The 11500-nt window shown below is 63.6% G+C and carries 9 protein-coding genes and 2 tRNA genes; 5 read left to right on the top strand and 6 right to left on the bottom strand.

Annotation, left to right across the window (positions count from 1 at the left end; all coding sequences use genetic code 11):
• Positions 1-133 precede the first annotated feature (133 nt).
• Positions 134-1117, bottom strand: coding sequence for a helix-turn-helix transcriptional regulator (locus ACXR2W_RS11045; protein ID WP_458815615.1), 984 nt, complete (start codon positions 1115-1117; stop codon positions 134-136).
• A 63-nt stretch (positions 1118-1180) separates the two neighbouring features.
• Between ACXR2W_RS11045 and ACXR2W_RS11040 the strand changes: the two genes are divergently transcribed.
• Positions 1181-2209, top strand: coding sequence for an alpha/beta fold hydrolase (locus ACXR2W_RS11040; protein WP_458815617.1), 1029 nt, complete (start codon positions 1181-1183; stop codon positions 2207-2209).
• A 26-nt stretch (positions 2210-2235) separates the two neighbouring features.
• Here the strand turns inward: ACXR2W_RS11040 and ACXR2W_RS11035 are convergent.
• Positions 2236-2309, bottom strand: a tRNA-Met gene (locus ACXR2W_RS11035).
• A gap of 152 nt (positions 2310-2461) precedes the next feature.
• Here ACXR2W_RS11035 and ACXR2W_RS11030 point away from each other — a divergent pair.
• Complete coding sequence (locus ACXR2W_RS11030; RefSeq protein ID WP_458815619.1) at positions 2462-3394, top strand: hypothetical protein; 933 nt, start codon at positions 2462-2464, stop codon at positions 3392-3394.
• On the opposite strand, the gene ACXR2W_RS11025 is transcribed toward ACXR2W_RS11030, so the two are convergent.
• Positions 3391-3576 (bottom strand): hypothetical protein, encoded by a 186-nt coding sequence (locus ACXR2W_RS11025; protein WP_458815621.1) that lies wholly within the window; start codon positions 3574-3576, stop codon positions 3391-3393. The two genes, ACXR2W_RS11030 and ACXR2W_RS11025, sit on opposite strands and share 4 nt — an antisense overlap.
• 145 nt (positions 3577-3721) lie before the next feature.
• Positions 3722-3795: transfer RNA gene (locus ACXR2W_RS11020), tRNA-Met, on the bottom strand.
• A gap of 186 nt (positions 3796-3981) precedes the next feature.
• On the opposite strand from ACXR2W_RS11020, the gene ACXR2W_RS11015 reads away from it, so the two are divergent.
• Positions 3982-5766 carry a S1C family serine protease gene (locus tag ACXR2W_RS11015; protein ID WP_458815623.1) on the top strand — a complete coding sequence of 595 codons (1785 nt, stop codon included), beginning with the start codon at positions 3982-3984 and terminating at the stop codon, positions 5764-5766.
• Positions 5767-5804: 38 nt separating this feature from the next.
• Positions 5805-8174 (top strand): CDP-glycerol glycerophosphotransferase family protein, encoded by a 2370-nt coding sequence (locus ACXR2W_RS11010; protein ID WP_458815625.1) that lies wholly within the window; start codon positions 5805-5807, stop codon positions 8172-8174.
• 420 nt (positions 8175-8594) lie between these two features.
• Here the strand turns inward: ACXR2W_RS11010 and ACXR2W_RS11005 are convergent, their stop codons facing one another.
• Together ACXR2W_RS11005 and ACXR2W_RS11000 are read right to left on the bottom strand one after the other, a co-directional pair.
• Complete coding sequence (locus tag ACXR2W_RS11005) at positions 8595-9020, bottom strand: type II toxin-antitoxin system prevent-host-death family antitoxin (protein WP_458815627.1); 426 nt, start codon at positions 9018-9020, stop codon at positions 8595-8597.
• 89 nt (positions 9021-9109) lie between these two features.
• Complete coding sequence (locus tag ACXR2W_RS11000) at positions 9110-10111, bottom strand: glycosyltransferase family 2 protein (protein ID WP_489945479.1); 1002 nt, start codon at positions 10109-10111, stop codon at positions 9110-9112.
• A 148-nt stretch (positions 10112-10259) separates the two neighbouring features.
• Here ACXR2W_RS11000 and ACXR2W_RS10995 point away from each other — a divergent pair, with 148 nt between their 5' ends.
• Entirely contained in the window at positions 10260-11492 is a 1233-nt protein-coding gene (locus ACXR2W_RS10995; protein ID WP_458815629.1) for a CDP-glycerol glycerophosphotransferase family protein, read from the top strand.
• Positions 11493-11500 lie beyond the last annotated feature (8 nt).

Here is an 11500-nt window from a genome sequence, read left to right as displayed (position 1 = left end):
GGGCGGTGCCGGGGCAGCAGCGCAGGCCGCGAACGGGGTAAAAGAATCCTCCTGGGACGAGTGTGTCCACAGGAGGAATACTTCATTGCTCCAGAGGGGCGGGCGGCAGTCCAGCAAGAGCAGTACGAACTGGCTAACTTTTAGGCTCAGCTGCTACGTCAGTACCGGTTTTGGTATATCGCCCAGTAAGCGCTGCTCCTATCCCAGCCAAATGGTCCCGCACGCTTTGTGGGCTGGTGATCTCGAGCCACTCGACGAGCCCCGCGAGATGGCCAGCGATCCCGTAGTCGCTGGGTGCATGGATCACCACAGGGATGCGGCCATCGCTTGCAGGCGGGCCGATCTCTAGATTGCCGCCGACCGCAGCGCGCAGGAAGTCGAGCCCGTCGGGTGTGCAGCTCGCGTGAACTTCGATGTTCGAGTGTCTGTGATTCGCCTCATCGGTGAGATTGCGCCAGGTCTCTGTGAGGTCGAAGTTCGCGGGCCGGTGCGCGAGGACATTGCTGAGGGTGACGGCAGTGACGCGGTCGATGCGAAAGGTACGTTGACCTGCTCTCGTCTGTGCAACGAGGTACCAGTGTGACTCTTTTGCCACCAGGCCCAGCGGGTCAACGGTCCTCTTCGACGCGTTTCCGGCACTGTCGACGTAGCTGAGCTCCACCCGCACGCCGCGAATGACGGCGTCCTGCAGCGTCTCAAGGAACGGGGGTGTTGAAATTGCAACACGGGCCGAACCCCACGGTTGTGAATCACTGAGCAGTGAAGAAGCGGCGGCTTCGGCCTGCTCACGAAAAGTCTCGGGCAGAGCTCTGACGAGTTTTCGAAGTGCCGCTTTCAACTCAGGAGTCGTCGAAGCTGCTGGCCCTGCGACCAGGAATAGGGCGCGAGCTTCGCTGGCAGTGAGGCCCGAAAGGTCGGTGCGCCCGCCACCTAGAAGTCGCCAGCCACCCCTTCGGCCCTGGACCGAATAGATGGGGATTCCTGCTAGTCCGAGCGCGTCGAGATCTCTGCGGGCGGTGCGCTCTGAGATCTCGAGCTCCTTTGCGACTTCTGCTGCAGTGACTTGTTCGCGCCGCTGCAGCATCAAGAGAATGGCGACTAATCGATCGGATTTCACAATTTTCATCTTTCCAGAAAAACCGGTCACTGGGTGTCCTTTTTAGCTCGATACCTTGAATACATGTACAAGAAAAGTGACGAGATTCCATTCCCTGAAGCCACCATTATTTCTGTGAACGGTGTTGCCCTCGAGGTGTTCGAGGCTGGCCGCGAGAACGAAGGGAATCCGATTGTGCTGTGCCATGGATGGCCAGATCTTGCGTACACCTGGCGCTATCAGATTCCCGCTCTTGTCGCTGCCGGTTACCATGTGATCGCCCCTAACCAGCGGGGATTTGGCAATTCAGCCAGACCAGACGAAGTGATTGAATACGACATCGAGCACCTAACGGGTGACCTGGCGGCACTGCTTGATCACTTTGGCTACGAGAGTGCAACCTTCATTGGCCACGACTGGGGTGCGTTCGTTGTCTGGAGCTTCGCGCTGCTGTATCCGCAGCGTATCGATAGGATCGTGGCTCTCAGCTTGCCCTACCTAATGCGTGGCGACATGCCGTGGATCGACTTCATGGAGGCGGTGTTTGGGGGTGACTACTATTTTGTTCACTTCAACAAACAGCCGGGCGTCGCAGACGCGATCTTCGACGCCAATCCTGCAAAGTTTATTAACAATCTCTACCGTAGGGACGAGCCGCTTTCGCCACCAAAACCGGGCATGGCAATGATCCAGATCGCTCGCAACGACTGTCCCCTCGGCGAACCCCTGCTCAGCGAGCAGCAACTCGCTGTCTACGCTTCAGCGTTCGAGCGTTCGGGGTTTACCGGAGGTATTAATTGGTATCGCAACCTCAACCGAAACTGGCACCTGCTCGCAGACGCCAACCCGATTATTCAGCAGCCTGCCCTCATGATCTACGGTAATCGTGACGCGGTCGCCCGCTCCGAACAGCTTTCCGCGTACGTGCCGAATGTCGAAGAAGTCAGCCTCGATAGTGGTCATTGGGTGCAGCAGGAACGTCACGAGGAATCTACCCGAGAGATCTTGGACTGGCTTGCTAAACATTCAAGCCCGGTAGATGGGCCCAGGAGCAGCGGGCCTGTGCGCGGGGCTTGGAGGCAGGAAAGCGAAAGGCCCTTGGCTTGGAAATAATTCCAAGCCAAGGGCCTTTCTCACAGTTGCGGGGGCAGGATTTGAACCTACGACCTCCGGGTTATGAGCCCGGCGAGCTACCGAGCTGCTCCACCCCGCGTCACAATCATTAGCTTAGCGGGGTGCCTGTCGCATGCCGCAAAGCGGCGTGCACGCGGGCGTGTTGCTTTGCGACATGGAGCCTGTGCTGTTGATGGAGTAACGGCAACTCGTTACACTTTGTGCCAATTGCGCAATACGTCGGAGGTAACGATGCTGAGGATCTACCTGCTCTATCTCGTCGGCCCGTTTGTGGCTGCCATCGCAGCGGGGCTCGTACTTGCGTTCCTTGAGAGAAGGCACTCTAGGGCCGCCCCAACTCCTGTGGCGCGCAAGCTTGCGGCAGCCGGAGCAATCACTGCGTTTGTGTTTCTTGTGGTGCCTTTCGCTGCAGAACTATTGCTCTTGCTTCTGCGTCTGCCGCGCCTGACTGAGCTCGCGTGGGGGCTGCGCGACACTCCTATAAAGTACGCGCTGCCACTCATTGCGGCTCTACTGGCAGTGGCGCTCATGGCGTGTGCGCCCGCGCGCGCGACCGGGGTGGCCCTCGTGCGGCGTCCTATCTGGGGGTTCGCTCGCAGGGGTGAACTGGTATGGATAGGTGTGCTTGCACTCGTCGCGGTAGCGGTCGCCATCGCAGCGGGGCGGGTCTCGTCGCTCGACTCCGAGGGGCGCTATCGCATGCACGAAATCGAAGCCGGAACGCAGCGCGCGGCGACAGAGATCTACGGCTGGTACTTTTCGGTTCCCGCTCTTATTGCGTTGCTACTGCTGCTGATTATCGCTCTTGTGGCCCTCGTGCGCATCGCGAGGCCGGCGTTCGGCGAGAATGTCGATGTCGACGCTGAAACGCGCAAACTGCAAAGCGACTGGGTGACGCGCACGGTCTTGTCGGCCCTGCTCGTGCATCTGGGCAACGTGGGTAGATCCCTTGCGGCCACGGCCTCCCTGCGTATGAGTTCCCAACCCACCCTGACAGAGCCGGTGCTCGAAATTCGGCCGGAGTTTGCGGCCCTCGGGCCAGCGCTGCAGGTGACCGGGACCGTGCTGAGTTTTCTGGGCATTGCCCTGTGGAGTACGGTGTTCTGGCGAAGCGTGCTGAGACCCTCGAAGGGCGTGGGGGACAGTGGGGCTGTGTTTGCTTAGGCAACTGGCTTCTTTCCTGGGCGATCCCAGAGCGCAGCGTGGCCGAAGAACAAAGTCACGCCCGCAGCGAAGGTAACTACGATTAGCGTGTTCGTGTGTGCGTCGCGGGCCTGAGTGCACGCGAGGCTCGCCAGAATTGATTCGATGTCGTTCTTGAGGATCTGCTGATTGAAGATCTGCATGCCTGGGTCGGCAGAGAGTTCTTGGCCAGACGGAACAGTGGGTGGGTCCCAGCGAGAAGGGCCAGCCCCAGAATGGCTCACGTGGACAGCAAAGCGAAAGGCCCCCGGTTTGGTGTTAATACCAAACCGAGGGCCTTTCTCACAGTTGCGGGGGCAGGATTTGAACCTACGACCTCCGGGTTATGAGCCCGGCGAGCTACCGAGCTGCTCCACCCCGCGTCACAAGAAGTAACTCTATCACGGGTATTTGGGCCTCACGAATCGTGTGTGCACAGGGCGTGTTGCGCCGCCCGTCTGAGGTGTGTGCGAGGGTGGGGGAATCGAGACCAGCAGGTTCTGTGCAGCCCTTCCAAATTGAATTCATAGGTTTGCAGGCCACAGTTGAGACATACGAAGGGAGCCACCATGGCCACAACGCCCGAGAACAACACGCCAGCAACGCCAGCAAGCAACAACGCTGCGGGTGCTGCGGCACCAGAGCCCACCAGCTACCCCGCACCTGCGGCACCGCAGCCCCAGGTAGCACCGCACGAGCAGGTTACGACCCAGTTACCGCACGCTGCACCAGTTGCGCCCACACACACTGTGCCCGCACCAGCTGTGTCCGCACCAGCCGTGCCGACGGCTCCGTTGGCGCCCCGGGTGCCGGTGGCTCAGCACAGGGCACAGTGGCCCGCTGCCGCACAGGCCACTACGCCGCTGCCGAACCTGCCAGCGCCGCAGGTGCCAGGCTTCCAGCAGCAGCAACAGCAGCAGCAGCCGAACGCGTCATACCAACAGGCGCCGGGGTCGAGCTTTGCTGCGCCAGTCGCTACTCGCGAAGCTGCACCGGTAGATGGCAGTGGGAGCGCGCAGGGTCACAGCGGCAACAGCGGCAACGGTAACAACGGCGACGGCGGTGACTACAACGGTCACCACAGCGCGCAGCCGAAGGGCCGCACGGGCATGCTGCTCGCGGGGCTTGCAATCGGTGCACTGCTGGGCGGTGTAGTCGGTGGCGGCGTTGCGGCCGTGGTCTCGGCAAACGGTACGCAGCAGGTTGTGGCGCAGGGAGCGAGCGGCACGCTCACGCTCAACAACGCAGAGACCGCCACCGCGATCTCGGGTGTGGCCGCGGTGGCTACGCCGAGCGTTGTGACACTCGAGGTGGCGGGCGCAAGCGCGAGCGGATCGGGTTCAGGCGTGATCTACAGCGAAGACGGTTACATCGTCACGAACGCGCACGTGGTGACACTCGATGGCGCGGCCAGCGATAACGCCAAGATCCGCGTGAAACTCAGTGACGGCCGCATTCTCGACGGCAAGCTCGTCGGCGTCGACCCGTATGCCGACCTCGCCGTCGTGAAGGTCGAAGCTACCGGGCTTCCCGCTATTAAAGTGGCGGATTCCAGCAAGCTCAACGTGGGTGATCTCACGGTGGCCATTGGTGCTCCCCTCAACCTCGCGAACACTGTCACGAGCGGTGTTGTGAGCTCGCTCTACCGTGGCATCTCGGTAGGAAGCCCGCTCATTCCGCAAGACCCTGCAACACCGCAAGACGGTCAAGACGGTCAGGGCGACCAGGGTGGTCAGGGCGAACAAGACGGCGGCGACAGCTACGGCTTCCCGTGGGACTTCCGATTCGGCCTCCCCGATCAGGGGCAAGACGGCGGCCAACAGCAACAGCAACAGCGCACCGGCACGGTCACCCTGCCTGTTGTGCAGACCGACGCGTCCATCAACCCGGGTAACTCGGGCGGCGCGCTGCTGAACGGCAAGGGCGAGTTGATCGGCATCAATGTCGCTATCGCCTCGCCCACGAGTTCTGACGGCGTGGCCGGCAGCGCGGGCCTCGGGTTCGCGATTCCCTCGAACCTGGCGGCCCGGGTCGCCGACTCGATCATTGCTGGCGAACAACCCTCGCACGGCCTGCTTGGTGCGAGCGTCGCCGATTCGTCGCAGGACACCGACGAAGACGCTAACCACGCGGGTGGCCTGCTGGTCGACGTCATGAAGGGCGGCGCCGCCGACAAGGCTGGACTGCGCGCGGGCGACGTAGTCACTGCCGTGAACGGTGTGCCCGCGGTCGACGGCACCTCGGTGTCTGCGCTGGTGCGCATGAATGCGGGCGGCAGCACGGTCACGATCGACTACACCCGCGGCGGCAAGGCCGCGCAGACCGAAGCCAAGCTCGGCGAGCTCGAATGGTAAGGGCATAACGCTCACTCGTATCCCGTAGCATGGACACAATGAGCAGCACGTCACGATTTCGCTTCGAACAGGGCAACCTTGAAAAGCTCCTCGCCCTACCCAAGTACGTGCTCGCGCTCGTGCTGTCGTGGTTCGTGCCGCGTGTGAAAACCCGCTGGGTGTTTGGCAGTGGTGTGGGGGTCGGCGAGGGGGCGCTCGTCGTCGCCCGCGAACTCGCGAGGCGCGAACCGGCCACCCCCATCGTGTGGCTGACGGCAACCGAGATCGAAGCTGAGCAGGCGCGCGGTGAGGGGTTCACCCCCATCGCGCGCCGCAGCTGGGCCGGGTTTTGGGCGACGCTGCGTGCAGGGCAGATCGTAGTCACACACGGCCTCGGCGACGTGAACCGATTCGGCGTGCAGGGCGGCTTCATCACCCAGCTGTGGCACGGAGCACCGCTCAAGAAACTGCACTTTGATTCGCCCGTCACGACCGCGGTGCGAGGGCCCGCAATCGTGCGGCGCGTGCTGCGTCGCATGTACGCGCGCGGCGCGAATTCGGTCGATCTGTATGTCGCAGGCTCCCCGCTCGCCGCCACGCGGCTGCGCTCGGCGTTTCGCGTCGATCCGGGCAAGGTGCGGGTGCTGGGCGACCCACGCGACGATGCGCTTGCGGCGCAGGCCATCGATCCGGATCGCGCCGAAGCCGCGCGCACCGAGCTGATTGCGCGCGTGGGCGTTGAGCTTGGCGCACAGCAAAAGGTCGTGTTGTACGCGCCGACGTGGCGCGACGGTGCAGAGGATCCGCTGCTGCCCGAGGCGGCGGAGCGCGCCGCGATCGAGCGCGCGCTTACCGCGGCCGATGCGCACCTCGTGATCCGGTCGCACCCGCTCGGCGAGGGGGAGTGGGCGAGCTGGCACAGCGAGCGTGTGCACCTGCTCGGCAGCGACCGCGTGCGTGATATTACGCCGCTCTTGGGCGGCGTGGACTGGCTGATCACCGACTACTCGTCGATCGCCGTTGACTTCGCGCTGCTGCAGCGGCCTGTCGTATGGTTTGCTCCAGACCTCGCGCACTACACCGCATCACGCGGCCTGTACGAACCGCTCGAGGTGACCAGTTTTGGGCGCATTGCGCATGATTGGAACACGCTCGCGGCGAGGCTTACCGAGCTCACGACTTCGCACGCGGCGCTGCGTTCGGCGGTGTCAGATGCGCGGGCGCTCGCGGCACGCTTTCACGCGCACCCCGAGGGTGGGGCCGCGGGTCGCGTGCTTGACCAGATCGCGCAGTTGCAGCGCCCCGCCCGCGAACTCGTGCAGGCGCCCGCGGCGTTTTTTGAGAGCTTCTACGGCAGGCAGGTGAGTTGTAATCCGCTTGCGCTTGACCGTGAGATTGCCGCCCGAGCGCCGCACGTCACCCGATACTGGAGCGTAACGAACGAGACGCAGCAGGTGCCAGGCGGCGCGGTGCCGCTGCTCGTGGGCGGCCGTGAGTGGCACGCCGCTAGGCGCTACGCGAAATTGATCGTCGCGAACGATTGGCTGCGCTACGGTTTTCGCCGGGCGCGCGGCCAGATTGTGTTGCAGACCTGGCACGGCACGATGCTCAAGCATCTGGCGCTCGGGCGCCCAAAGGTCGGCTTGCGCACGCGCATCGCGATCAAGCGTGAGAGCCGGCGCTGGAGCCTGTTGCTGTCACAAAACCCGCACTCAACCGAGCAGTTTCGCGCGAGCTATGCGTTTCGTGGCCGCATCATCGAGGCCGGTTACCCACGCTGCGACAGGCTCGCGACAGCCGCGATTGGGCAAGAGCGCAACCCGATCGCAGTGTCAGTGGCCCGTGCGAGCCTTGGCGTGCACGCGGGCGAACGCGTGCTCGTCTACGCGCCGACTTGGCGCGACGGCGGCGTAACGCTTGTCGATGACCTCAACGTGGCTGCCCTCGCCCGTGAACTCGGTGATGGGTGGGTCGTGCTCGCGCGCGGTCATACCCGCACGCAGGCGTTTGGGGTGTACGGTGCGTACGGCGACGGCGGCCGTGTGATTGATGTGAGCGGCCACCCCGACATTAATGATGTGTTGATCGCCGCCGACCTGGTCGTCACCGACTACTCATCGATCATGTTTGACGCCACTGTGGCGTGGCTACCGCTCGTCTTCTTTGCCCCCGATCTCGCCGCGTACCGCGACCGAGAGCGCGGCTTCACGTTCGATTTCGAGCGTGAAGCGCCCGGCCCCATCGTCGCCTCACGCGCTGAGGTGATTGATGCGGCGCGCCGTATCGCAGAGCAGGGAAGCGAAGCCTGGTTTGAGGCTCACGCCGAGCGCTATACCTCGTGGCGCGAGAAGTTCAACCCGCACGACGACGGCCACGCGGCGGGACGCGTGGTCGATGAGCTCGAACAACTGGGAGCTTTCGCAGGCTAACCGCCGTTAGCGAGTAATTCCGCGTAACGTTTTGCGGCATCTGCAATATCGAGCTTCGCGATTTCAGACTCTGGCACGCCGAGGCGCGTCAGCTCTCGGTAAAGATATAGGGGAATGGGGCTGCGTGGCTGACGAGGCGTAGGGTCGCCGCGATCGGGCAAGATTCGGTCATTCACACAGCTCCAAAACGTCGCAGCATCGACCTCGAGCTGTGATCGTAAGATGTGGGCCCACATGCTCTTAGGGTATTGCGAGCCGTCTATGGGGCGCGAGATACGTGTGCGCAGTACGTGCCCGTTCCACAGGCGCAGAATGTAGGTTCGATGGTGCTGAACGGGCTGCCCGGTAGCGCCACGTTTCAGCTCCCACTGTTCAGTGAGACAGAAAGTGTCGTGGTCTTCGCGGGTTATCGGCGCATGTTTATGCTCCGCCACGTTCGAACCAATCAAGAAGCTCTTCGTCCGAAGACAGCTGCACTAACTGCACCAGTGCCCAGTTTTGGGCATGGTTAGGTGCGGTGGAGAGATGATCTTCCCAATCCTCTGCGTATTCCCGTAGGGCGTGCAGCATGTCTGCAAGGGCTTCGTCGACCGTGAGCCCCTCAGAAACGAATGGACGTGAATGCATCAGTGCGATCACTCGGCCACTCTCGTGTGCGATCTCAAGACCGGGCACAACAGTGCGAAAAAAATAATCCTGCAGTTTGTCGGCCGACACCACGGCAGATACTTCGGCACCGCGTGTAATCGTAACAACTTTGCCAGCGCGGGCACGGTCCAGCACTTCCTTGAGATGGGTGCGTGCACTAGAAAATGTCTGATAGTCGGAGGCTGTCGCAAGGGACACTATTTACTCCATCGGTCGCTGTAGGTCCATTAAGTACGTCGTGTACTTAGCGTACGTCGCAGAACGAAGCTTGGCAACGACGCGACGCGCTACGAGGAGATGCGGGAGCGGTCAACCACGCGGTGTGCCCCAAGTGCGAGGCCACGCAAGAACCCCGAACCCCAGCACACGTGCATGGTCACGAGGGTTATGGCAGTGAAGAAACGGTCGCGCGCCCCCCGCTGATCCGGAATGCGCGCGGTCGCAAACAGCACGCCCGCGAGGTACAGCGCGAGCGGTGTGAGCAGCAGCGGCCAGGCCGATGCCCAGGGCAGCGCGCCCGCACCGAGCAGCACAAGCGCGATGGTGCTCACGGCGAGGCCGATGACGAGGACCCCCGGCGCGAAGAAGCGCCAGGGGTTGGCGCGGCCGTAGCGGCGTACCAGCTCGGCACGCCAGGCTCCGGTCGCGAAAAATTGCCTGGCGAGCGCGGCGAAGCTGGCGCGTGGCCAGTAGGTCACCTCGAGCGCGGGAGCGAACCACACGCGATAGCCGGCGCGGCGCAGTCTGAGGTTGAGCTCCCAATCTTCACCACGCAGGATCTCGGGGTCATAGCCGCCCACGGCGTCGAGCGCCTCGCGGCGAAACACTCCGAGGTACGCGGATTCGGCGGGCCCGGGCTCACCGTCACCGTGATAGGCGCCGCCGCCTAAGCCGTATGGGCTGTTGTAGCCGCGGGCAATCGCGCGCTGCACCGGGCCCTCGCCAGCAGCGCGCATCACTCCGCCCACGTTTGCGGCATCGGCGTCGCGCAGCGCGGCGATCGCGCGTTCGGTGTAATCGTGGGTGAGCTCAGAGTGCGCGTCGACGCGCACGATGATGTCGTTGCTCGTGTGCGCGATCGCGAGGTTCAGCCCGGCGGGGATATCGCGGGCGGGGTTCTCGACGAGGCGCACCCGCGCGTCTTCGGCCGCAAGCTGAGCCGCGACCTCGTTGGTCGCGTCGGTCGAGGGGCCGAGCGCGATGACGAGCTCTTTCTCGCCCGTGTACTCCTGCGCTAACACGGTGCGCACCGCTGCCGCGAGAAAATCGGCCTCATTGAGTACGGGCATCACGTAGCTGACCGACGGCAAGGCGGGCAGCGGAGCAAGGGTGGGCGCGGGGTTGGTCACCTGTCGATCTTGCCACAGCGGGCTGAGCCGGGGCCGGGCCGGGGCCAGGCCGGGGCTCTTCACGGGATCGCCGCGGTATTCTATAGGGATGCAGATTGCGAAGGATGTGAAGCGCGCCGCCCGCCTGGCGCAGCGCGTACTCAAGGGGCGGCGGGCGTACTTCGAACTGCGCGACATGCTCGCGGCGCGCGGCCCGCTGCCGACCGAGCACTACCGCGTGGGCGTGTACTTTGCCGACAGCGACGTGAATATTTACCAGATGCGGCAGTGGTATGCACCGCTCGTTGAGCTGTCCAAGCAGCACCCGGTGCTCTTGCTCGCGCGCAACGCGGCAGGCGCCCGGCAGCTGATGCGCGAGAGCGGGCTCGACGTTGCCTTCGTGCAAAAAGTCACCGACATTGAGCGCGTCATCGCGGCCCAGAACCTCGACGTGATTCTCTACGTGAACCAGAACACCCGCAACTTTCAGATGATGCGCTACGGCGAGCGGTGGCACGTGTTTGTGAACCACGGTGAGAGCGACAAGATGTACATGACGAGTAACCAGCACAAGGCGTACGACTACGCCTTCGTCGCCGGAGACGCGGCGCGTGACAGGCTCTCGAAGGCGCTGTGGGACTACGACGTGACGACCCGCACGGTTGCGATCGGCCGCCCGCAGGCCGACCATTTGACGGGCGAACCGCCCTTCACGCCCGATGATCGCACCGTCGTGCTGTACGCCCCCACATGGGAGGGCGACCGGCCCGCCGCAAGCTATGGCTCGGTGGCAACTCACGGTGAGAAACTCGTGGCAAAGCTCATCGCAACGGGCCGGCACCGCGTGGTGTATCGCCCGCACCCCCGCAGCGGCGTCGTCGACGCGGGCTTTGGCGAGGCGAACAAGCGCATCATCGCAATGCTTGCCGAGGCCAACAAACACGATCCGACCGCGCAGCACGTCTACGACACCGCGCCCGCGCTGGGCTGGCAGCTGAGCCTGCCAGACGTGGCGATCTGCGATATTTCGGCGATGGTGTACGACCGGCTCGCGACGGGCAAACCGCTGATGGTGACGCAGCCGGTCGCGCCTGAGGCGTCGGTCGACGAAGGCGGATACCTGAGCGAGTGCGAGTGGCTCGCAGCGAGCGACTGCGACAACATCGAGGCTGTGCTCGACGCTGTCATAGGGGACGACGCGGCGCGCGAACGCCTCGGCGTCTGGTCGACCCGCTACTTTGGTGACACGACCCCCGGCGCACCCACGAAACGCTTCCACGCCGCGATCGAAGAGCTGCTTGCGAAAGCGGCGCACTGGCGAGAGCAGCAAGCGCGCGTCTGATCCGGATC

This window comes from Leucobacter faecis, from assembly GCF_054456695.2.
Note: the sequence above shows the minus strand (reverse complement) of the source record. Positions and strands in the feature narration are given on the sequence as shown.